Raw genomic sequence first — 21,940 nt, 5'->3', positions numbered from 1 at the left:
CCGTATCCTACTAGCCCCTCCGGAATTGGCCAATCAGCCGCGCAGCAGGCCGGGCCAATTGCCGTCATTGATGGTTCTCGGGCCGGAAACCAGTCGATCGGACTGAATGTTGTAGGTTATGTACTGATTTTTGGTCAGGAAGATATACCAGTAACTGTCGGCGAGCGTCCGGTCATTCTGCGCGGCCGTTATTATCCGGTTCGCATACGGTTTGAGCGCGCCTAGTTGATACTCGCCAAAGCGATTGCGAGTGATGGTCTTGGCCTTGTAGTTGAACGACAAGTAGTGCCCGTCATCAAGAATGAACCGGAACAGGAAAGGATGACCGGTCAGTTGAAACCATGTCCCGGCGATGATCCTTTCGAAATACGGAAGAATCGGCTTCCAGATCGAGTCGGCAACCTTATAGAAGGCTGCAACATTATCTTTATCCTGATTGTATTTGCACACCATTGGGGTGGTTCCCTGGTAGAAGAACAGCCACGCGACATCTTCGTCGCTTCCGGCATTCCAGCCGAACGAAGTGGTGGTCAAGCCAAAGCGCAGGTCTTTGGTAAAGGGATCGAATGTATCCCAGTTGCCGACGGCGGAAACAGGATAGTTGTCGGGAACACGGTTAGCGCCAATATCAAAACGCGAATAAGTGTCGGTGTCCTTGAAGAAAAAATAGATGCGATCAGGGCCGGAGCGCCAATCCAGAGCGACAAAGTTTTTTAATTCTTTCATGTTTATCAAGTCCGTTTGAAGGTGAAGTCGGAAGTTGTCTGGACAAACTATGTGAAGTTGCTGTTATGGCAAAGATGTCAATTGTTGCTGAATGGGTATTCTGAGTGGGAGATGCGTCCGGTGCCGGGATCTCAAGCTATTGCCTCCAGTAATGTTGAGCCGGGCTGTTGGCGTGCGCCTTTCCGATATCGCCGCGCACGGCCATAATTGCCCCTTAATCCACACCTGTTTGACTCGCGTTTTTTTCCCGGAGCCTCTATGCACGTACTGGTTTGCGAAGACGATGAGCTGATCGCCAGCGGCATCGTTGCCGGCCTGACGGCTCAAGGCCTGACTGTCGAGCACGTCAACACGGCGTCGAAAGCGCGGGCGATGCTCAAGGTCGCCGAATTCGACGTGATGGTGCTCGACCTCGGCCTGCCCGACGAAGATGGCCTGAAGTTGCTGCAACAATTGCGTCAGGGCGGCCTGGAGATTCCGGTGCTGATTCTGACCGCCCGCGATTCAGTGACAGACCGTGTCGATGGCTTGCAGGCCGGTGCCGACGATTACCTGCTCAAGCCTTTCGATCTGCGCGAACTGTTCGCTCGCCTGCAAACCCTGTTGCGTCGAGTGGCGGGGCGCAGCGTCAATCTGATCGAGCATGGCGCACTCACCTACGACCCGAGCAGTCGAGAAACCCGACTGGCCGGGCGGCCGGTAGACTTGTCGCGCCGTGAGCAATCACTCTTGCAGGCGTTGCTGCACAATCGCGGCCGGGTGCTGTCCACCGAGCAGTTGAAAGACAGTGTCTACGGTTTCAATGACGAGCTGGAAAGCAACGCGCTGAACGTCCACATCCATCACCTGCGCAGCAAACTCGGTAAAGGCATCGTCGAAACCGTGCGCGGTCTGGGCTATCGCCTTGGTCCTGCCGACGGCGGAGGGCAAGGCAAGTGATGAGTCTGCGTCTGCGCCTGAGCCTGACGCTCGGCGCCGCGTTCGCCTTGATCTGGGCGCTGGCGGCGGCGTGGATGCTCAGCGATCTGCGCAATCAGATGATGTTTTCCCTCGACCAGCGTCTGGTCGCTTCGGCGCGCATGGTCGCCGGCTTGCTCGAGCAACTGCCGACTCTCCCGAGCAAGGGCGAAGGCACCCATTTCAGTGCCGAGCAACTGAATATTCCCGGCGGCATGGCCTGTCAGGTCAGTTCGTTGCGTGGGGAAATTCTCGCCCGCAGTCATAACAATCCCGAACAGGCGCTGGAAGCCGAGAAAATGGGCTTCCACGATCAGATGATCGACGGCGCGCCGTGGCGCAGTTTTACCCTGGCGCGCGGTGATGTGCGTATCACCACCGCAGATCGGCAGATCGAACGTGAAGCCTTGAACATGTCGATTCTGCTCGCCGCTTCGGTGCCGGTAGGCGTGGCTTTGCTCGGTTGCCTGTGCCTGTTGTGGCTGGGCATCGGTCAGGGCCTGGCGCCGCTCAATCGTTTGCGCGAGGCGCTGATGCGGCGCAACGCCGACTCCCTTGAGCCGTTGCAGTTGCAGGCATTTCCCAGCGAACTCAAGCCATTGCTGGAGACGCAGAACCAATTGTTCCAGCGCATTGGCAAGACCATCGAACGTGAACGCCGGCTGACCGGCGACGCCGCGCACGAATTGCGCAGTCCGCTAACGGCGATCAAGACCCACCTGCAAGTGGCGCGCATGACCGATGGCAGTGCCCGCGATCAATCGCTGGCCCGGGCCGAAGAGGGTGCCGATCGCCTGCATCGCACCCTGGAGCAATTGCTGTTGCTGGCCCGCGTCGAAGGCAGCCTGTCGTTCGATGACGGCTCGCAATGCAGCGCTGAACAAGTGGCCAGGCTGGCGATTCAGGACGCCACGGGTGGCGAACGGCTGCGGATCAAGCTGCATGTGCCCGAAGATTTGTCCGCCGCGCCGCTGCAGATGCCCGCCGTGCTGGCTATTGCTGCGCTGCGCAATCTGCTGGACAACGCCTTGCGCCATACGCCTGAAGAGTGTGCGGTAGAGGTAAACCTGGAGACCATCGGCAATCGCGTGCGTTTTGTCGTGCGCGATCACGGCCCGGGCATCGCGCCGGACGATCTGCAACATCTGACCCAGCGCTTCTGGCGCAACGGGCAGAGCACCGGCTGCGGTCTGGGTCTGGCGATTGTGCAGGCGATCGTCCAGCGTTGCGACTGCGCCCTGCATTTCGACAGCCGCCCGGATGGCCTGCGGGTCGAGCTGACCATGCCGCTGCAACCCCTCTGAATCCACCAGGACCTTGTGTAGGAGCTGCCGAAGGCTGCGATCTTTTGATCTTGATCTTGAAACAAAATCAAAAGATCGCAGCCTTCGGCAGCTCCTACACAGGGCTCTGTGTTGCGGCACATCAAATGTAACTTCTCGGCGTTCGCTATCCGCCGGGGTTGGCGCTAAGGTCAACCCAGCTTTGACTCAATGGATTGAGGGAACTGCGCCATGGAAGCATCCGTTTGCATACGCTCGGCCACCCTGGCCGACACGGGCATCATCAACCGTATCGTCGAGCGCTCGATCCGCGTTGGCTGCGCACTCGATCACCGGAACGACCATCGGCTCGTCAGCGACTGGGTGAGCCAGTCCTGCGCCGCTTTCATCAGCGGCCGGCTCGCCGACCCGCACTTCTATCTGTGTATTGCTTTGTTTGAAGACAAACCGGTCGGCGTCGGCATGGCTGAGGTCAGTGGGGAAGTATCGCTGTGTTACGTCCAGCCCGAAGCCTTCCGCCGGGGAGCCGGTCGGGCGCTGATGCAGGATCTCGAGGCCTGGTTGCGGGTGCGCGGTGTGCAGGATGTTCATCTCAACAGCACCGCCACTGCCGAGGCGTTTTATCGACATCTGGGCTATCGACAGGCGGCGCCGCGGGTGATCCTCAAAGGCTTGCAGGCCGTGCCGTTGCACAAGCCATTGCCATCATCGGACTGACAAGTCGATCAAGGGTGTAAATCCTCACCGGGCTTAAGCGTTTCCAGAACAGGAAAACCTGCAAGTGCGCCCCGCGACGGCGACGCGCACATATCGGGTGTGCTGTTTTGGTCACAATCCATAGCCAATTGAGGGGTCGAGAGATGTCAGTCGCCACCAGCCTTATCGAAGCGTCATCGGCCCGGGTCGCCTCGGCGCCGGCGGAAACGTTGTACGAATTCAGCGAATCACCGTTGCTGGCGCGCCAGAGTCGGCAGGAGTCCAATGCGCGCAGTTATCCGCGGCGCATTCCGCTGGCACTCAAGCGTGCCAAGGGCTTGTATGTCGAGGATGTAGAGGGGCGCACATTCATCGACTGCCTCGCCGGCGCCGGCACGCTGGCGCTGGGGCATAACCACCCAGTAGTGATCGAGGCGATCCGGCAGATTCTCGCGGATGAGTTGCCGCTGCACACCCTCGACCTGACCACGCCGGTCAAAGATCAATTCGTCCAGGACCTGTTCGGCTTGCTGCCGACGGCACTGGCGACGCAAGCGAAAATCCAGTTCTGCGGCCCGACCGGCACCGACGCCGTCGAAGCGGCACTGAAACTGGTGCGCACCGCCACTGGACGCAGCACGGTACTGTCATTTTCCGGCGGTTATCACGGCATGAGCCAGGGTGCTTTGAGCCTCATGGGCAGCCTGGGGCCGAAAAAGCCGTTGGGCGCCTTGCTCAGCAATGGCGTGCAGTTCATGCCATTTCCATACGACTACCGATGCCCGTTCGGTCTCGGCGGCGCGGCGGGGGTCAAAGCCAATCTGAGCTATCTGGACAACTTGCTCAACGATCCCGAGGCTGGCGTGCAATTGCCGGCGGCGGTGATCGTCGAAGCGGTGCAGGGTGAAGGCGGGGTGATTCCGGCCGATATCGAATGGCTGCGCGGCTTGCGCCGGATCACCGAAAAGGCCGGTGTAGCGTTGATCGTTGATGAGATCCAGAGCGGTTTCGCTCGCACCGGCAAAATGTTTGCCTTCGAACACGCGGGCATCGTTCCGGATGTGGTGGTGCTGTCCAAGGCCATCGGCGGCAGCCTGCCGCTGGCCGTGGTGGTTTACCGTGACTGGCTCGATACCTGGCAACCGGGCGCCCATGCCGGCACCTTCCGTGGCAATCAGATGGCCATGGCCGCAGGTTCCGCGGTAATGCGTTATCTGCTCGAGCACAAAGTCTGCGAACACGCCGCGGCTATGGGTGATCGTCTCAGTGAGCACCTGCACATCCTGCAGCGTGACTTCCCGCATTTGGGCGACATCCGTGGTCGGGGCTTGATGCTCGGCGTCGAACTGGTCGACCCGAGCGGCGCGCCTGATGCCCTCGGTCATCCACCGGCATTTGCCCGCCTGGCGCCGCTGGTCCAGCGTGAATGCCTCAAGCGCGGACTGATTCTGGAGCTGGGCGGCCGCCATGGTGCGGTCGTGCGCTTCCTGCCGCCCCTGGTGATCACCGCAGCGGAAATCGATCGGGTTGCCGAGATCTTCGGCCGCGCGTTGGTGGCTGCCACCGCTGCGCTGTAAATTTTTCCGCGCGGCGAACGTTCTTTCTACATACCCCGGCTGCATTCGTCGTGCGGCCGACCTTACAACGATGGAGAACCAGCATGACGTCAGTATTCGACCGCGAGGACATCCTCTTTCAGGTCGTGGTCAACCACGAAGAACAGTACTCGATCTGGCCGGACTACAAGGCCGTGCCCGAAGGCTGGCGCACCGTGGGCAAGAGCGGTCTGAAAAAGGAATGCCTGGCCTATATCGAAGAGGTCTGGACCGACATGCGACCGTTGAGCCTGCGCCAGAAGATGGATGCACAAGTCGCGGCGCAATAAGCGACCGGGCAAAACAAACCCGCTGGGCCAGTGATGGTCAGCGGGTTTTTTCATGTCTGGAGAGTGAAGTTGTCAGTGCGGGCCAATTCGCAAGCAGGTACCGCATTGCCAATGTGGGAGCGAGCCTGCGCGCGAAGAACGATAACGCGATCTTGCCTGAAATTACTTCCCGCTCAAGCCCTTGAGCAACAAATCCACGTTTCCCTCCAGCTCCGCCATCGGATCTGCCGCATCGGTGCTCAACACCACCAGTCGACTGCCGGATTCGGCAATCGCCGCTGTCACCGGCTCCGCTGGCTGGCGATGGTGCAACACCACCGCTACGTCGTTGTCCTTGAGGGTTGCTGTCAGCTTCTTCAGTGCTTCAGGCGTCCACTCGGCATCGGGACGCGCGTCCTGTCCGGCCAGTTCGAGATTGAGGCTGCCAATCAGATAGCCGAAGTGATCGCTCAGGCTCATCACACTCAGATTGTCCGCCTCGGCCAGGCGCGCTTCGGTGTCGGCGCTAAGCTTCAGCAAACGTTGCTTCAACGCCGCCAGATTGGCCTCGATCGCAGGCTTCGCGCTCGGTGCCAGGCGCACCAGATCCGCCGCCATCACGTCGGCCATGCGCCCCATGTTGTTGCTCGCCAGCCATGGCTGACTGTTCAAACCGTCAACCTGAAGGCCCGGCTGCACGGCAATTCCCGGCAGGGCGCCATCGACCGGGCGGGCAGCGTCAACCTCGACGATACGGATATTGTTGCGACGGGCGATCGGGTACAGCGGGTCATCGGGCCACAGCGAACGCAGACCGATTACCGCGTCCGCATCGTTGGCCAGTTTGCTCAGCGCCGGGGCGCCACGGCTGGTGAAATACGCGGTCTGACGGCTGCCCGGCAGATTGGCCGGCGCCGCGCGTTCGAGCGTTACGTCGGTGCCATTGAGCAATGCTTCGCCCAATCCGTAGGTGATCGGCAACGAGGCCAGTACGCGCAAGGGTTTAGCGCTTTCAGCGGCGATCAACGGGGTGCACACCATGCCGTACAGGGCCATGGCCAGAGTCAGGTTACGCAATGAAAAAGCCATTTTATCCAAGGTTCCCTTTCAGGCTGGGGACGACGCCGCGCGCGATGGCGGCGAGGGCGAAGGCAATGCCGGCGACCAGAATGATCGCGGCGCCGGACGGAATCGGCAGGTCGAACACGATCGGCGCAAGAATCCCGCACAGCGTGCTGAGGGTGGCGATCAGCACCGAACACCAGAAAAAGCCCTTGAGCGATTGGCTGAGCAAGCGCGCCGCCGCCGCCGGAATCACCAGCAAGGCGCCGACCAGAATTGCGCCAATCACCTTCACCGCCGCGACGGTGATCAACGTCACCAGAATCACGAACAGGTAATCCAGCGTCTTGACCGCCACGCCACGGACCGCCGCCAGTTGCGGGTTGAAACTGGCGAGCATGATGCGGTTATACAGTGGCAACGCGAGGGCCATGACCAGCGAACCGACGATGGCCAATACCGCCAGATCGTTGCCGTTGACCGTCAGTACCGAGCCGAACAGCACGTTTTCCAGAATGTGCACGTTGATCTTGCCGGCGAGTATCAGCAGCAGGCTCGCGCCCAGTGCCAGCGACACGGAGAGAAATACGCCGATCAGCGTATCCGGTGCCAGACCGGTGCGGTTGCGCAGGTAATTGAGCAGAATGCCGAACAGCAGGCAGTAGCCGAACAGACTGCCATACGGCCCGGTGTAGGGTTCGCCGAGCAGAATGCCAATGGCCACACCGGTGAGCGCCGCATGGCCGACCGCTTCGGAGAAAAACGCAAAGCGCTTGACCACCACCAGCGTGCCGAGACCGCCGAGCACCGGGCCGATCAGCAGGCCGGCGAGCAGGGCGTTGACCACGAAACCGTAGGCCAGCGCTTCCGGCAGATAACCGGAAGACGCCCAGCCCTGCACCATCAAACGAAAGGCTTCGTAACTCATCAGACAGCGCTCCGTGGATGAGTGGAAAACAGCGTCAGCAAACGTTCCGGAGTGAGGGCCTGTTGCGGTGTGGCATCGAACAGCACGCGGCGGTTGAGGCCGGTGACCTGATCGGCCAGCCGCCCGACCGCTTCGAGGTCATGCTCGATCCACAACACCGTGATGCCCGCTGCGCGCCAGTCAGTGAGCAGGCATTCGAACACCTGAATCCCGGCTTCATCGAGGGCCGACATCGGTTCGTCGAGCACCAGCAGTTGCGGTGCCGGAATCAGGCCCTGGGCGAGCAGAACCCGCTGACGCTCACCGCCGGACAGCGCGCCCATGCGCCGTTTGCGCTTGTCCTGCATGCCGACCCGCTGCAGCGCGTCGCCAATAGCGGCGGCGTAGTGCCTGCTCAGACCCAGAAAGGCCGGGCGACGCTGGCACATCGCGGCCATGAAATCGTCGACAGTCATCGGCAGGCCGCGATCGAATTCCAGCGCTTGCGGGACGTAACCGATGGTGCCGGGCTCGCCGGGCCAGTGCAGGCTGAGCTGGCCCTGATGCGGCATCTGCCCGAGCAGGGTCTTGATCAGCGAACTCTTGCCGCCGCCATTGGGGCCGACCAACGCGTGAACACTGCCGGGCTGCACCTGGAAGCTGACCTTGTCGAGAATCGTCGTGCGCCCGAGCGTCAGGCTGACTTGCGCAAACTCCAGCGCCGGCCCATTTCTCCCCTGTGGGAGCGAGCCTGCTCGCGAAGAGGGTCTCTCGTTCACCGAAGTTATGGATTGTTCCGCAGCATTCGCGAGCAGGCTCGCTCCCACAGGGTTATCGGTGGTGTCAGGCATCAGGGTTTCTTTCAGCGTCATGCCCCCGACTCCTGAATCGCCCGAACCACGGTGTTGAGGTTGCCGGTCATTTCCTTTTCGTACTTGTCGGCGGTGTATTCGCCGTAGGAAATATGTGACAGCGGGTACAGTTTTACTCCGGACTCACGCTGGATGGTGTCAACGTAGCTGGAAGGGAAGTCCATCTCCGAGAAGATCACCTTCACGTCGAGTTCGCGCAATTGATCGATGGTTTTCTTCAACTGACTCGGACTCGGTTCGATGCCATGGGCCGGCTCGACCACGGCCGTCACTTCCAGACCGAACTCACGTAACAGATAGTCGTACGCCGCATGAACCGTGGCCACGCGCAGTTCGGCGTTCGGCGCCTGGGTCAGTTTGGCCAGGGCGTCGGCGCGCATCTGCCGCAGACGTTTGCCGTAGGCGCGCGCGTTCTGGGTGTAGGTCTTGGCGTTGTCCGGGTCGAGCTTGCCCAGCTCGCGGGCGATGTTGTTGACCTGGGCAATCGAGGCGCTGATCGACAGGAACGTATGCGGATTGACCACTTTGCCGGCGCCGCGGGCCGCGACTCCTGTAGCCGCCAGCAACGGCACGTTTTCGTTGGCTTCGATGGTTTTGACATTGGGCGTTTCGCTGGCGGCGATCATCCGATCGGCGAAGTCATCATGGCCGACGCCGTTGAGCACGATCACGTCCAGCCCGCTGATGCGCTTGATGTCTTCAGCGCGGGGCTCATAGGCATGCGGGTTGAAGCCGGCGGGAATCAGCGGCACCACTTCGGCCTTGTCGCCGACGATGTTCGCGACATAGCTGTAATACGGATGCAGCGTGATGCCGATGCGCAGGCGTTTGCCTTGATCGGCGCTGGCCAGCGGGCTCAGCAGGCAGGCGCACAGGCCAAGCAGAAACAGGCGTAACAAGGGACGACGAGGAGATGAAATGGACATGGGCAAGCAGTCTTCTCTCGAATAAAGGCGAGGAGTCAATGGCGATGTTCGCGGGTTACCCCGGCATCGAATTGCGCGACGATCTGTTTCCAGCCGGCCGCGGACAGCGCGGCGTCGGACAGATCCTTCGCAGGCTCGAGGCCAGCGCCGCGGTGCAGCCAGATGTCCGGCGCAGCGTTGGCGTCGGGGCCGACACGCATCAGAAATGAACCGGCAACATCAGGCGTGGCGCTACGGCCGAAATAGGCGCTGCCGGCGAGCATCCGCCAGGCATGACCGCCACGGCTGACCGAGCTGGCGTCCTGAGCGAACGGCGCGAAACCTTCCTCGGCAAGCACCTGGGGCGTCGGCAGGGCTTGTTGCTCTTCACGCAGCAGACGGATTTCGTCGAGGGTCACCCGCAGGTCGGCATAGATGCCTTGCTCAGCGGCGCTGAGGTCGCGACGGGCATCGTACTGGTTGCTCGCGACGGGCTCCGGTTCATGAGAAACCCCGCGCCAAGCCACCACCGAGCCGGCGACCGTGAGGATCAGCAGGCACAACAGCAGCACATTGAGGGTTTCATGGCCGGCACCTGCCGGGCGTACCACTTGAGTCGTCGGGGTACTCATGGGGCTTCGATATCCGCCTGGTCGATTTCCACGACGTGGCCCGGGCCGGCGTCGAAGAGCACATAGAACTCACTGCCGGGCTTCTTGAACGTCAGCGTCGAGTCGGGGCCCAGTTTGCCTGGCACCAGAATGGTTTCGTCGTAGCCGATCACGTCAAGGGTCACCCCCGGCGCGCCGCTGCCGTCGGAAAAGCCGCCTGTGCATTTGATCTGCTCGGCATCGATGGCTTTGCATTCGCACATCGGGTTGTGCGCCAGAGCGTCGGCACTGAAGCCGGCGCTGAGTGCCAGCAGCGCGGCGCTAGCCAGCAAACGGGAATGGAGTGGCGAGCGAGTCATGGTTTGGCTCCTTGTTTGTTCAGCCAGGCAATGGTGGCTGGGGAGGCCTGGCTCAGGGGAATCGACGCCTGATGCATGCTGCCGTCCCAGCCTTCCATGGTGATCCACAGCTCGGCGTCAGGTCTGGTCTTTACCGGGATCGGCATTTGCGTGCCCATGCGGTAGGGGGTGCCGAAGAAGATGGTGCCGGCGGCGCGCAGGCTGCGCGGCTTGCCGATGCGCAAATAGGTGGCCTTGACCTGTTCGACGCAACTGTCACAAAGGGCGGCAGTGAAATCCTTCATGTACCCGGCCGGACCGCTCAGATGGGGCGCCTCTTCGCGCAGTTCGGCCAGGCGCAGGCTCCACGGACCAACCTGAACGGTGCCGACCTCCCGTTGGCCCAGGCCGCTGTCGCCGCGAAACAATGAGGCATCGGCAAAGTATTTCGGCATGAACCCGAGCGGAATCAGTAACAGCAGGACATTGATGTGGAACCGCCACTTGTGCCAGAAGCGCGACAGGCGAGAGGGCGGTGTCACCGAGATGGCTTTGTTCACAGGCTGGCCTCCGTAGTTTCACGGCGCGGCGCCGGTTGGGCGCCGACGCGATTTTTCTTGCCCTCGCGTTTCAGTGCATTGGCAGTGGCCAGGGCGGTGCGTTTGGTCCAGATCAGCAGGCCGCTGAGGATCATCATGCTCAGCAGCAGACCGAAGAAGAACCAGATCAACTTGATCCAGATGCCGCCGAAGTCGCCGGTGTGCAGCGGACGCATGGACTCGGTGACGAATTCCAGCGATGACCGATCGGACAGCAGTCGTGATGCGGCCACTTCGCCGTTGTACGGGTCGAGTGTCGCGGTCTGGTACATCAACGGATACCAGCCACGACCGCTGACGCTCATGTGCGAGTAAGCATTGCCCGGCAGGTTGACGTAACTGGCTTCCAGCCCCGGAATTTTCTGCTGGGCGATTTCGATGGCGCGATCCAGGCTAATGCGTGGCGGGGGAGTACCAGCGGCCGAGATCGGCACGCTTTCCCGGGACATCGCCGGAATGATCGGTTCGCTGGAAATCGAAATCTGGTTATCGAACAGGATCGCCTTGATCAGGAACCAGATGCCGGTGATGGAAATCACCGCAATGAACCAGATCGACCAGATGCCGCACAGGCGGTGGAAATCGCCCCAGAAGATCCGCGCGCCATGGCGCACACGCAGGGTCGGGCGCAGAAAGCCCTTCCAGAAACGCTTGTAGACCACCAGCCCGGTGATCAGCGAAACGAGCATCGGCACGCCCAGCAATGACACCAGATACCAGCCCCAGCTGTAGCCATTGGTAAACGGCACCAGCCACCAGCCATGCAGGGCGCGGGTGAAGGCCTTGAAATCAAAGGCGGGCGCGGTGCCCTGAATGACTCCGGTGTATGGATTGACATAGACCGTGAGCGAACGTCCGTCGGGGTAGCTGACTTCGACATCGAGGGCGAAGTGCGACTCGTCCGGGCGGTTGATGCTTTGCACGATGGTTTGCGGCTCGGCGTGTTTGATCGCGGCGAGAATCTGGTCGTAGCTCAATCGCGGCGCATCGTCCGACGGCTGGCTGGCGCGCATTTGCGGGTTGGCCAGCCAGACGATTTCCTGGCTGACCACCGCCAGCGTGCCGGTGACACAGACGATCAACACAAAGAACCAGATCGGTAACGCCAGCCAGCTATGCACCAGGAACCACAGTTTGGAGCGGGATTTCTTCGACATGATTGCGCGTCTTGATAGCGGTGGAAGGGGCCGGACTACGGGCTTCGCAGCACGGCTGTCCCCGGGAGGCCGCTCGTGGCTTTTGCCTACGCGAACGGCCTGCATTCCTATAAGACGTATGAGGGAGGAAAATCCCGAAAGCAGATATGAAAGCAAATGTTTCGCAATTACATCTGCGGCGCGTGTTTGTCGGTGTGTTCACGCCGCGAACCTTCAGCCCTGGCTGAACATTTCCATGGCCCGCTGGCGAATCTGCTCTTCGCTGAGGTCTTCTTTACGGGTGGCCAGAAACCATAGATGCCCGAACGGATCCCTCAGCGTGCCAGTGCGATCACCGTAAAACTGGTCTTTGACCTCCGAGACGGTTTGCGCCCCGGCATCCAGTGCCTGTTGAAAGGCCTGATCGACATCGGTCACATACAGATGCAGACCGATCGAGACCGCCTGCTGCGGATTGCTCAACGGCCCTTGATCGCAAGGCGTGCCCAGCATGATCGCACTGTCGCCGATGCGCAGTTCGGCATGACCGATACCGCCGTCGGGCATGGTCAAGCGCATGACTTCATTGGCATTGAAGGCTTTCTTGTAGAAATCGATGGCCTCGGCGGCCTGTTGGATGCCGAGGTACGGGGTAATGCTGTGATACCCCTCAGGAATGGGTTTGACGCTCATGACGTTCTCCCTGTTTTTGTTTTCAACAGATGGGGTTACTCCGGATATGTCCGGAGCAATCACTATAGAACCGTCCTCGCAGCGCAGATTTTGCGCCGACGAGCAGCGCTCATCACTCATCGCCAAAATGCGGGCCTGGGCCTCGGTCACCGAGTACGTCACCTTTATTGCGCAATGGACACGCCTCCATCGACAGACAGCCGCAGCCGATACACCCGGTGAGCTGATCGCGCATGAGCGTCAGTTGCCTGATTCGTTCGTCGAGCTCGCGCTGCCATTGTTCAGACAGCATTTTCCAGTCCGCTGCCGATGGCGCGCGATCCTGGGGAAGGATTTTCAGTGCTTCGCCGATCTCGGCCAGCGGGATTCCCAGCCGTTGCGCAACTTTGATCAACGCCACCCGGCGCAGAACCGCTCGCGGATAGCGGCGCTGATTGCCGGCATTGCGCTCACTCTTGATCAGGCCTTTGGCTTCATAAAAGTGCAGGGCCGTGACCGCCACGCCACTGCGCGCCGCGACCTCGCCCACGGTGAGCGGCTTGTGCACCTTGTCTTTGCTGATCATGCTGAAATTGCTCTTGACCTTTACTTAACTAGAGGTTTTACCCTGCAGCTCTTCGGGTCGCAAGGCTCGCTTCAAGACGAGTGGGGGTTTTCCATGAGCAATCGCAGCTTTACCCAATTGATCGAATTCGAAATCGAACCCCGTCAGCAACCGGCGCTGCTCTCGGCGTTGGCGGTGCAGACCGAGCTTCTGGCCCAGCGCCATGACGGTTTTCTCAGCGCCAGTGTGCAGGCCAGCGATGACGGCCGCCGCGTGTTGAGCTTTTTGCAGTGGCAAAGCCGCGAAGCGGGGGAGGCGGCGTTTCGCAGCTTTGAGAGCGGGGAGCAGGATTTCTGGCAGTTGATCCGCATTCATCGAGCGAAAACCGTGACCTTCAATTCGTTCCAGGTGCACAGCAGCATTGCCCGCAGTCACGACGACGCGCTGCACTGCCGTCTGCCGGCTTAGCGAGTATTCGCGCAAACCTGATAGCCACTATTGAGAGCGTTGATTTCTGCGCGAGCGTGCCCGGGCGTAGCCTTTGCCCATCGACCCCACATTGCTCGCCAGGACGCTCCCATGAATCGCTTACTGACTGTTTCCCTGATGCTCGCTGTCTCCGTACTCGCCGGCTGCGCCAGCCATGTTTCCCCGGAATTGCGCCCTTACACCGCTGAAGAATCCCGCGAACTGGCACTCGAAGCGCTGAACCGCAGCGGTTTGTCGTTCGACGAATACCACGCGAAAAAAGCTCAGCTTCTTGGCCAGCCGCAGAAGACCTTCGGCTTTGATCAGCAAGGTGAAATGAGCGCCGAGCGTGCCGTACAGCTGCACGGCCGTCCAAGCTGAAAGCAAACTGTACTGCTTGAAGTTTTCCCTAACTGTCCATGGGTTTGGCGGGCTGTTGTGGGATAGGGTCAACACCTGAATGACCCTTGATGGACTGCCTCGATGAACCTCTCGCTCGATCTGCTGTTGGGCTTTGCCCTGTTTGCTCTTGTCACCTCGATTACACCGGGGCCGAACAACACCATGTTGCTGGCATCCGGGGTGAATTTCGGTTTCAACCGCACCATTCCGCACATGCTCGGCATTACCTGCGGCTTCTTCGTATTGGTGGTGGCGGTGGGGTTCGGCCTCGGTGCGGTGTTTCAGACCTATCCGATTCTGTACACGGTGCTGCGTTATGTCGGCGCCGCGTATCTGCTGTATCTGGCCTGGAAGATCGCGCACTCCGGCCCGGTCGGCGACAGCGCTCAAGGCGAGGCGAAACCGATCAGTTATCTGGGCGCTGCGGCGTTTCAGTGGGTCAATCCGAAGGCGTGGATCATGGCCATCGGCGCCATCAGCACTTACACACCGATGCAGGGCTATTTCTACAACGTTGTGGTTATCGCCGCGGTGTTCGCCATCATCAACCTGCCCAGTGTCGGCATTTGGGCCGCGTGTGGCACGCTGCTGCGCAGTGTGCTCAAGGATCCGCGCTGGTTGCGCGTGTTCAACTGGGGCATGGCCGCGTTGCTGGTCATCTCGCTGTACCCGTTACTTCTGGAAAGCTTTAACTGACGCATTGCTTCAATCGCCGGCCCGATGCCTGTTAAGCTCGGTTTCAGGAGCGTTCCTACGCACTTTTAAATGAAGCCCTACTTCTTTAACGGCATCCGATCAGGTATTGATGACGCTCTCGAACCGATGCACAGCTCATGAGGCTGTGCATTGTCGTTTGCAGACACGAGCCTCCTGATCCCGGAACACGCTCTGCGAGTCCTTTATGAACACACGCCCGTTGTATTTCGATTACGCCGCCACCACCCCGGTGGACGAGCGGGTCATCCAGGTGATGACCGAATGTCTGGGTTTTCACGGTAACTTCGGTAACCCGGCGTCCAGCTCCCACGCCTTCGGCCAGCAGGCCCGGCAAACGGTCGAGCAGGCTCGCAGGCAAGTCGCCGACCTGGTAGGCGCGCAGCCGGAGCAGATCGTCTGGACCTCCGGTGCCACCGAATCCAACAACCTCGCCCTCAAAGGCGTCGCCCAGGCGCGTGGTGTCTCTGGCGGCCATATCATCACCAGCCAGATTGAACACAAAGCCGTTCTCGACACCGCCCGGCAATTGCAGGATTCAGGCATCGCCGTGACCTGGCTGGTGCCGGACGCCGAAGGCTTGATCACCCCGCAGGCGGTCAGCGAAGCCATGCGTGATGACACGTTCCTAGTGTCGCTGATGCTGGTTAACAATGAGTTGGGCACGGTCAATGATGTCGAGGCAATTGGTGAGGTGGTACGCAGTCGCCAGGCGCTGTTTCATGTCGATGCCGCTCAGGGCGCTGGCAAGGTCGCGATCGATCTGAGCCGCTGGCCGGTGGATCTGATGTCGTTCTCCGCGCACAAGCTCTACGGCCCCAAGGGCATCGGCGCACTGTATGTCGGCCTACGGGCGCGCCAACGGCTACTGGCGCAGATTCACGGCGGCGGTCACGAAGGTGGCCTGCGTTCCGGCACCCTGGCGACTCATCAGATTGCCGGCATGGGCGCGGCATTTGCCCTGGCAGCAGCGGCATTCGATGAAGAGAAACAGTCCATCGTCGCTTTGCGCGAACGCTTGCTCGAACAACTTTTGAATTTGCCCGGCGTACGTCTCAACGGCAGCACTTCGCAACGCATTCCGCACACCCTGAGCCTGACCTTCAGCGAGGGCGAATTCAACAGCGCGGCGTTGAGCCATTCGATCGCCTTTTCCGCGACCTCGGCGTGTAATTCCGCAAGTAATGCGCCGTCCCATGTGCTGCTGGCGCTCGGGCATGATGCGCGACTTGCGGGACGCACCATTCGCTTGAGTCTCGGTCGGTTCACCACCGTCGAAGATGTCGACAAGGCCGTCGAACTGATCAGGACTGCCTGCGCCGGTGCTCCGGCATTCTGGGCGACAGGGCTTTAACAGCCGGCGCTTTCCATGGCCGAGCAGACTACGAACAATAACGATGACGTGATTAGCAGGAGACATGATGAGTTCCCACACCTTGACCGAAGGATCGGTGCCCCAGCGCCTGGCGCATACCCGTGAACTGATGCGCCGCGAAGGCATTCATGCGCTGTTGGTGCCGTCCGCCGACCCGCATCTGTCTGAATATCTGCCGGGCTACTGGCAGGGCCGGCAATGGCTATCGGGTTTCCATGGTTCGGTGGGCACGCTGATCGTTACCGCGGATTTCGCCGGCGTCTGGGCCGACAGTCGTTACTGGGAACAGGCGAGCAAAGAGCTGAGCGGCAGCGGCATCGAACTGGTCAAACTGCAACCGGGGCAGCCGAGCCCGCTGGACTGGCTGGCCGAGCAAACCCCTGAAGGTGGTGTGGTTGCGGTTGATGGTGCGGTGATGGCGGTGGCTTCGGCGCGTACGCTAAGCAGCAAGCTCGAAGCACGCGGCGCGCAGTTGCGCACCGATATCGACCTGTTGCAGGAAGTCTGGAGCGATCGCCCGAGCCTGCCCAATGCGCCGATCTATGAGCATCTGCCACCGCAAGCGACTGTCAGCCGTGGCGAGAAACTCGCCAAATTGCGTGAGACCTTGAGCGAACGCGGCGCCGATTGGCATTTCATCGCCACCCTGGATGACATCGCCTGGCTGTTCAACCTGCGCGGCGGCGATGTTTCATTCAATCCGGTGTTCGTTTCGTTTGCCTTGATCAATCAGCAGCAGGCCACGTTGTTTGTCGCGCTGAGCAAGGTTGATGCACAGCTGCGCACCGTGCTCGAACAGGATGGCGTAACACTGCGTGACTATGGCGACGTGGCCGATGCACTGCGGGCGGTGCCGAGTGGTGCAAGCCTGCTGGTCGATCCGGCTCGAGTGACCACCGGCTTGCTGGGCAACCTCGACAGTGGCGTGAAACTGGTCGAAGGCCTGAACCCGACCACGCTGGCCAAATCGCAGAAAAGCGAGGCCGACGCGCAGCACATTCGCCAAGCGATGGAGCAGGACGGTGCGGCATTGTGTGAATTCTTCGCCTGGCTGGAATCGGCCTGGGTTCGTGAGCGCATCACCGAGCTGACGATCGACGAGAAACTCACTGCGGCCCGCGAACGTCGCCCCGATTATGTCTCGCTCAGCTTCAATACCATCGCGGCGTTCAACGCCAACGGCGCGATGCCGCACTATCACGCCACCGAAGAAGAGCATGCAGTGATCGAAGGTGATGGTCTGTTGCTCATCGATTCCGGTGGCCAGTACCTTGGCGGTACCACTGACATCACGCGCATGGTCCCGGTCGGTACGCCGACGCAAGAGCAGAAGCACGATTGCACGCGGGTGTTGAAAGGTGTGATTGCCTTGTCCCGTGCACGATTCCCGAAAGGCATCCTGTCGCCGCTGCTCGACGCCATTGCCCGTGCGCCAATCTGGGCTGAAAACGTCGACTACGGTCACGGCACCGGTCACGGCGTGGGCTATTTCCTCAACGTTCACGAAGGCCCGCAAGTCATCGCCTATCAGGCTGCGCCGACGCCGCAGACCGCGATGCAGGCGGGGATGATCACCTCGATCGAACCGGGTACTTATCGCCCGGGCCGTTGGGGGGTGCGCATCGAGAACCTGGCAATGAATCGCGAGGCCGGCAGTAGCGAGTTCGGCGAATTCCTCAAGTTCGAAACCCTGACGCTGTGCCCGATCGATACTCGCTGCTTGATTGCAGATCTGCTGACGCAAGAAGAAAAGCAATGGCTCAACGCTTATCACCTTGAAGTACGTGAGCGGCTGAGCCCGTTGCTGGATGGTGCGGCGCTGCACTGGCTGAACGAACGCACGGTTGCCATTTGATCGGCCGCCCCAAGGCAATGCTTGCGCTGCCTTGGGGCATGGTTTCAGTTTTGGCGCAGGGTTTCTTCGACAAAGTCGAGTCGGTCCTGCCCGAAAAACAGCTGGTTGCCGATAAACATGCTGGGAGCACCGAAGACGCCGCGTTTGATGGCGGTTTCGGTGTTTTCCTTGAGTGCGGCTTTGACTGACTCGTCGTTGGTCAACGCCAGCACTTGCTGCGGATCGAACCCGTGCTCAGTCAGCACGGCTGCAATGGTCTGCGGTTCATTGAGGTTGCGACCTTCCATCCAAAGCGCTTTGAACAGGCAATCGATGAATTCCGGGAAACGCTGCGGCTGATGCAACTGGATGCCCGTGACGGCACGCATCAACACCAGCGTATTGATCGGAAAGTGCGGATTGAACCTGAGCTGGACGCCGTAGCGCCTGGCGAAACGGTCGAGGTCTTGAAACATGTAGCGACCCTTGGCGGGAATCATTGCTGGCGAGGCGTTGCCAGTGGCCTTGAATACACCGCCCAACAACATGGGGATGAAGATCAGTTCGCTACGAGTGTCGGCGCAAATCTTCGGTAACTGGGTGTAGGCCAGATACGTGGCGGGGCTGCCGAGGTCGAAATAAAATTCCACGATTTTGGTCATGATCAAATTGCGCTCTTATTGTTGTAACGAGGGACGCACTTACCAACGTTCATTCCAGGGCCGCAGATCGAGCTCGAACGTCCACGCATCCCGTGGCTGACTGTGCAGATACCAATAGTTTTCGGCGATGTGCTCAGGGTTGAGAATGCCGTCCTGGTCCTTGGTCGCGTACTTCTCGGGAAAACTGTTGCGGATGAAGTCGGTATCGATCGCGCCATCGACGACGACGTGGGCGACGTGAATGTTCAGCGGCCCCAGCTCCCTTGCCATGCTTTGTGCCAGTGCGCGAATGCCGTGCTTGGCCCCGGCGAATGCGGCAAATCCGGCAGCACCGCGTAATCCGGCTGTGGCACCCGTGAACAGTATCGTACCGCGCTGACGAGTGACCATGCGCTTGGCCACTTCACGGGCATTGAGAAACCCGGAGAAGCACGCCATCTCCCAGATCTTGAAATACTTGCGCGCGGTTTCTTCGAGAATGCTGCACGGCACGTTGGCACCGATGTTGAAGACAAAGGCTTCGATCGGGCCGACACGGGTTTCGATGTCGTCAATCAGTGCGATGACGTCTTCTTCCTTGCGTGCATCGCAGGCAAACCCGTGCGCCTCACCGCCTTCAGCAACAATTGAGTCAACCAGTGGCTGCAGTTTGTCAGCGCTACGGCGGGTCACGCAGGCAATAAAACCTTCACGGGCAAAGCGCTTGGCAATTGTGCCGCCCGTGGCATCGCCCGCACCCACCACCAACACGACCTTCTTGTTATTCATGGATGAATCCCTTTGGTTAACGATCGTTTAGTTAACGAACGTTATGCTAGGATTCGGGCAGCGTCAAGGCGAGCCGTTGCCAGGAGAAGACATGCGTTATTCAGCCGGACACAAATCTGAGACCCGTGAGCGATTGCTGCAGAGCAGCGCGCTGTCGGCGAAGAAATCTGGATTTTCTACGGTGGGCGTGGATGGCCTGATGAAGGCCATTGGTTTGAGCGGCGCTGCGTTCTACAGTCACTTTTCCTCGAAAGATGCTTTGTTTGCGGCCATCGTCGAGCGTGAGCTGAGTCAGAGCCTTGAACGCCTGGGTGGGCAGGGCGGCGCAGATCGGCAACGTCTGGAGCGCTGTCTCAAGCAATACCTGAGCATGGCCCACGTTGAACAACCCGAATCCGGCTGTGCGCTGCCGACCTTGGGCGCGGAGATCGCCCGTTCCGATGTGTTGGTGCGTGAGCAGGCTGAAGAGTGGATCTGCCGCCTTCAGCAAGGCTGGGCTCAGGTGCTGGAAAGCGAAAGCCTGGCTTGGTCGGTGCTTGCGCAATGTGTCGGTGCATTGGTGGTCGCGCGGATGCTGGCGACGCCGGATGTGCAACAGACGGTGTTGCGCTCGAGTCGCGAGGAAATCACGCGTCAGCTCGCTGCGCCGCGAGCCGGGTAGATCACTTGCAAATGACGATCATGCTGCGGCTGGTATAACCGGCGGGATTAAGGCCGAATGGATAATCGCCAGGTTCTTCCACGGTATCTCCGGATTTGGCGATCACCTTGTAGCCTTTCGGTGCACATGAGTTGGCGGCGCTGGTATAGCACTTGTCCCATGAGGACGAAAGCCCGGAGCAATTGATGTGCAGTCCCTTCTTGCCACGCTTGACCTGGGTTTCAGAGGTCGCTGCGCAACTCGCGATCGCCAGCAGGGCGATCAGTAGCAAAATTCGTTTCATTACCATCCTTATTAGCGGCCGCGAGTCTTGTGCTCGGGTCTGCCTGTCTTCGCTCGCGTTTGCAGCGTTGTGCCGTCCCTTGCGAAAAAATCCATGCCTGGCGATGGGTTACGAGGCTTAACATGGCCTAATTGAGCGCCAATTACCAGACCCGCATTGATTGCGTTTCAATCGGCAGCCACAGCAGGGCGAGCTGCGCTGCCCATGGTCATGGTTGCACCGACTGAAGCCAGGATAATGCACAAGATGGCCAGCCATTGTGACAACGAAAGGTATTCCTGCAGAAAAAGCAGACCCGAAAGCGCGCCGAACGCCGGTTCAATGCTCATCAGCGTACCGAAGGTGCGCGCGGGCATTCGTGTGAGGGCCACCATTTCCAAGGTGTAGGGCAGGGCGGTCGACAGAACGGCGACACCGATGGCGATCGGAATCAGTGCAGGGGTGAGCAGCGCAGCGCCGGCATGAACGATGCCGATCGGTGCCACGAACAATGCGGCGATCATCACGCCTAACGCTGCAGTGGTCACTCCGTTGTCGGCGCCGGCTTTCTGCCCGAACAGAATATACAGCGCCCAGCAGACGCCGGCGCCCAATGCGTAGCCCGCACCGACCAGGTCAATGCCTGAGGTGGTTGCGCCGGTGGGTATCAGCAGAAGCAGGCCGGCAGCGGCGAGGGCGATCCACAGAAAGTCGACAGCCCGTCGAGAGGCATATATAGCTACGGCCAGAGGACCGGTAAACTCAAGCGCAACGGCAATGCCTAGCGGTACTGTCTGCAAGGACATATAAAAGAGGAAGTTCATCCCGCCCAAGGCCATTCCGTAGACGATCACGGTACGTAGCGACTTGGCGGTCAGCTTCGCGCGCCAGGGACGCAGCAAAATCAGCATGATCAGGCTGGCGAAGATCAGGCGAAGGGTAGTGGTGCCTTGTGCTCCGATGATCGGGAACATGCTTTTGGCGAGAGAAGCACCTGACTGGATGGATGCCATGGCTATTAACAGCAGGCCAACCGGAAACAGCAAGGAGGCAAGGGAGCGGGGCTGGTCATTCATTACGCGGCATCATCCAAGGCAGAAAGCAGGCTATCGCTGTGAGGTTGGGCAATATACTGCGCATTGGAAGGCGCTGCGTCTATATATAGAGCGGCTTTTTACTTTTTCGATGAAAAGCGAAATTAACGGTTGACGGCAGATTCCAGAGGTCTATAATTCGCCCCACTTCCGGCGCAGTCGAAACGGAAAACTCCTTGAGATTCAAAGAGTTAAGCGATTTTCGACAGCGACTTGCTTCAGGTCATCGAAGTCTGGAAGGAGTTGAAAGAGCGGTGATGTGTGGCTCTTTTAACGGTTCGATCCTCTCGGTCGAAAGCGGAGAAAAAGAGGTGTTGACAGCAGCGCTTAACGCTGTAGAATTCGCCTCCCGCTAACGAGAGATCAGAAGCGCAAGTGGTTGAAGTTGTTGAAGAATTCTTCGAAAACTTCTGAAAATAATCACTTGACAGCAAATGAGGCTGCTGTAGAATGCGCGCCTCGGTTGAGACGAAACATCTTAACCAACCGCTCTTTAACAACTGAATC

The 21,940-nt window shown here is 59.9% G+C and carries 26 protein-coding genes; 11 read left to right on the top strand and 15 right to left on the bottom strand.

Annotation, left to right across the window (positions count from 1 at the left end; all coding sequences use genetic code 11):
• Positions 1-33 precede the first annotated feature (33 nt).
• Positions 34-726: a hypothetical protein gene (locus tag VNV36_RS25635; protein WP_325721865.1), complete on the bottom strand. Its 693-nt coding sequence runs from the start codon at positions 724-726 to the stop codon at positions 34-36.
• Between the two features lie 258 nt (positions 727-984).
• Here VNV36_RS25635 and VNV36_RS25630 point away from each other — a divergent pair, with 258 nt between their 5' ends.
• The 5 genes from VNV36_RS25630 to VNV36_RS25610 all read left to right on the top strand — a co-directional run bounded on the left by VNV36_RS25630 (position 985) and on the right by VNV36_RS25610 (position 5,547).
• Positions 985-1,665: a response regulator gene (locus tag VNV36_RS25630; RefSeq protein WP_325721863.1), complete on the top strand. Its 681-nt coding sequence runs from the start codon at positions 985-987 to the stop codon at positions 1,663-1,665.
• Positions 1,665-2,987 carry an ATP-binding protein gene (locus VNV36_RS25625; RefSeq protein ID WP_325721861.1) on the top strand — a complete coding sequence of 441 codons (1,323 nt, stop codon included), beginning with the start codon at positions 1,665-1,667 and terminating at the stop codon, positions 2,985-2,987. The genes VNV36_RS25630 and VNV36_RS25625 overlap by 1 nt, the downstream gene beginning before the upstream one ends.
• Before the next feature lie 210 nt (positions 2,988-3,197).
• A complete protein-coding gene (locus VNV36_RS25620; protein WP_325721859.1) occupies positions 3,198-3,683 on the top strand; it encodes a GNAT family N-acetyltransferase in 486 nt (161 codons plus the stop codon).
• Between the two features lie 143 nt (positions 3,684-3,826).
• Positions 3,827-5,239 (top strand): aspartate aminotransferase family protein, encoded by a 1,413-nt coding sequence (locus VNV36_RS25615; RefSeq protein WP_325721858.1) that lies wholly within the window; start codon positions 3,827-3,829, stop codon positions 5,237-5,239.
• Positions 5,240-5,322: 83 nt separating this feature from the next.
• Positions 5,323-5,547 carry an MbtH family protein gene (locus tag VNV36_RS25610; RefSeq protein WP_041478467.1) on the top strand — a complete coding sequence of 75 codons (225 nt, stop codon included), beginning with the start codon at positions 5,323-5,325 and terminating at the stop codon, positions 5,545-5,547.
• Positions 5,548-5,709: 162 nt separating this feature from the next.
• On the opposite strand, the gene VNV36_RS25605 is transcribed toward VNV36_RS25610, so the two are convergent.
• The 10 genes from VNV36_RS25605 to soxR all read right to left on the bottom strand — a co-directional run bounded on the left by VNV36_RS25605 (position 5,710) and on the right by soxR (position 13,214).
• The gene (locus VNV36_RS25605) at positions 5,710-6,615 is read right to left on the bottom strand and encodes a metal ABC transporter substrate-binding protein (RefSeq protein ID WP_325721857.1); all 906 of its coding nucleotides are present in this window, start codon (positions 6,613-6,615) and stop codon (positions 5,710-5,712) included.
• Between the two features lies 1 nt (position 6,616).
• Entirely contained in the window at positions 6,617-7,516 is a 900-nt protein-coding gene (locus VNV36_RS25600; RefSeq protein ID WP_325721855.1) for a metal ABC transporter permease, read from the bottom strand.
• Complete coding sequence (locus VNV36_RS25595; RefSeq protein ID WP_325721853.1) at positions 7,516-8,367, bottom strand: metal ABC transporter ATP-binding protein; 852 nt, start codon at positions 8,365-8,367, stop codon at positions 7,516-7,518. The genes VNV36_RS25600 and VNV36_RS25595 overlap by 1 nt, the downstream gene beginning before the upstream one ends.
• Positions 8,364-9,293: a metal ABC transporter substrate-binding protein gene (locus tag VNV36_RS25590; protein ID WP_325721851.1), complete on the bottom strand. Its 930-nt coding sequence runs from the start codon at positions 9,291-9,293 to the stop codon at positions 8,364-8,366. The genes VNV36_RS25595 and VNV36_RS25590 overlap by 4 nt, the downstream gene beginning before the upstream one ends.
• A 35-nt stretch (positions 9,294-9,328) precedes the next feature.
• The gene (locus VNV36_RS25585) at positions 9,329-9,904 is read right to left on the bottom strand and encodes a DUF6162 family protein (RefSeq protein WP_325721850.1); all 576 of its coding nucleotides are present in this window, start codon (positions 9,902-9,904) and stop codon (positions 9,329-9,331) included.
• Entirely contained in the window at positions 9,901-10,242 is a 342-nt protein-coding gene (locus tag VNV36_RS25580) for a hypothetical protein (RefSeq protein ID WP_325721848.1), read from the bottom strand. Before VNV36_RS25580 ends, VNV36_RS25585 begins: the two co-directional genes overlap by 4 nt.
• Positions 10,239-10,781 (bottom strand): PA2404 family protein, encoded by a 543-nt coding sequence (locus VNV36_RS25575; protein WP_325721846.1) that lies wholly within the window; start codon positions 10,779-10,781, stop codon positions 10,239-10,241. Before VNV36_RS25575 ends, VNV36_RS25580 begins: the two co-directional genes overlap by 4 nt.
• Positions 10,778-11,977, bottom strand: a complete 1,200-nt coding sequence (locus tag VNV36_RS25570) for a PepSY-associated TM helix domain-containing protein (protein WP_325721844.1) — start codon at positions 11,975-11,977, stop codon at positions 10,778-10,780. Before VNV36_RS25570 ends, VNV36_RS25575 begins: the two co-directional genes overlap by 4 nt.
• Before the next feature lie 213 nt (positions 11,978-12,190).
• Complete coding sequence (locus VNV36_RS25565; protein ID WP_325721842.1) at positions 12,191-12,649, bottom strand: VOC family protein; 459 nt, start codon at positions 12,647-12,649, stop codon at positions 12,191-12,193.
• Positions 12,650-12,761: 112 nt separating this feature from the next.
• The gene (gene soxR, locus VNV36_RS25560) at positions 12,762-13,214 is read right to left on the bottom strand and encodes a redox-sensitive transcriptional activator SoxR (RefSeq protein WP_325721841.1); all 453 of its coding nucleotides are present in this window, start codon (positions 13,212-13,214) and stop codon (positions 12,762-12,764) included.
• 93 nt (positions 13,215-13,307) lie between these two features.
• On the opposite strand from soxR, the gene VNV36_RS25555 reads away from it, so the two are divergent.
• The 5 genes from VNV36_RS25555 to VNV36_RS25535 all read left to right on the top strand — a co-directional run bounded on the left by VNV36_RS25555 (position 13,308) and on the right by VNV36_RS25535 (position 18,007).
• Positions 13,308-13,661, top strand: coding sequence for an antibiotic biosynthesis monooxygenase (locus VNV36_RS25555; RefSeq protein ID WP_325721839.1), 354 nt, complete (start codon positions 13,308-13,310; stop codon positions 13,659-13,661).
• 111 nt (positions 13,662-13,772) lie between these two features.
• A complete protein-coding gene (locus VNV36_RS25550; RefSeq protein ID WP_065616926.1) occupies positions 13,773-14,042 on the top strand; it encodes a hypothetical protein in 270 nt (89 codons plus the stop codon).
• A gap of 102 nt (positions 14,043-14,144) precedes the next feature.
• On the top strand, positions 14,145-14,759 hold the full coding sequence (locus tag VNV36_RS25545; protein WP_325721835.1) for a LysE family translocator: 615 nt from the start codon (positions 14,145-14,147) through the stop codon (positions 14,757-14,759).
• A gap of 205 nt (positions 14,760-14,964) precedes the next feature.
• Positions 14,965-16,131, top strand: a complete 1,167-nt coding sequence (locus VNV36_RS25540) for an aminotransferase class V-fold PLP-dependent enzyme (RefSeq protein ID WP_325721833.1) — start codon at positions 14,965-14,967, stop codon at positions 16,129-16,131.
• A gap of 67 nt (positions 16,132-16,198) precedes the next feature.
• The gene (locus VNV36_RS25535) at positions 16,199-18,007 is read left to right on the top strand and encodes an aminopeptidase P family protein (protein ID WP_325721831.1); all 1,809 of its coding nucleotides are present in this window, start codon (positions 16,199-16,201) and stop codon (positions 18,005-18,007) included.
• Positions 18,008-18,051: 44 nt separating this feature from the next.
• Here the strand turns inward: VNV36_RS25535 and VNV36_RS25530 are convergent, their stop codons facing one another.
• Both VNV36_RS25530 and VNV36_RS25525 read right to left on the bottom strand, forming a co-directional pair.
• Positions 18,052-18,648 (bottom strand): 2-hydroxychromene-2-carboxylate isomerase, encoded by a 597-nt coding sequence (locus tag VNV36_RS25530; protein WP_325721829.1) that lies wholly within the window; start codon positions 18,646-18,648, stop codon positions 18,052-18,054.
• Between the two features lie 39 nt (positions 18,649-18,687).
• A complete protein-coding gene (locus tag VNV36_RS25525; protein WP_325721827.1) occupies positions 18,688-19,416 on the bottom strand; it encodes an SDR family oxidoreductase in 729 nt (242 codons plus the stop codon).
• A 91-nt stretch (positions 19,417-19,507) separates the two neighbouring features.
• Here VNV36_RS25525 and VNV36_RS25520 point away from each other — a divergent pair, with 91 nt between their 5' ends.
• Positions 19,508-20,077 (top strand): TetR/AcrR family transcriptional regulator, encoded by a 570-nt coding sequence (locus tag VNV36_RS25520; protein WP_325721825.1) that lies wholly within the window; start codon positions 19,508-19,510, stop codon positions 20,075-20,077.
• A 1-nt stretch (position 20,078) separates the two neighbouring features.
• On the opposite strand, the gene VNV36_RS25515 is transcribed toward VNV36_RS25520, so the two are convergent.
• Both VNV36_RS25515 and rhtA read right to left on the bottom strand, forming a co-directional pair.
• Positions 20,079-20,360 (bottom strand): hypothetical protein, encoded by a 282-nt coding sequence (locus tag VNV36_RS25515; protein ID WP_016770791.1) that lies wholly within the window; start codon positions 20,358-20,360, stop codon positions 20,079-20,081.
• Between the two features lie 167 nt (positions 20,361-20,527).
• Entirely contained in the window at positions 20,528-21,415 is an 888-nt protein-coding gene (gene rhtA / locus VNV36_RS25510; protein WP_325721822.1) for a threonine/homoserine exporter RhtA, read from the bottom strand.
• Positions 21,416-21,940: the final 525 nt, after the last annotated feature.

It is taken from the genome of Pseudomonas sp., assembly GCF_035554175.1.
GTDB lineage: Bacteria > Pseudomonadota > Gammaproteobacteria > Pseudomonadales > Pseudomonadaceae > Aquipseudomonas.
Note: the sequence above shows the minus strand (reverse complement) of the source record. Positions and strands in the feature narration are given on the sequence as shown.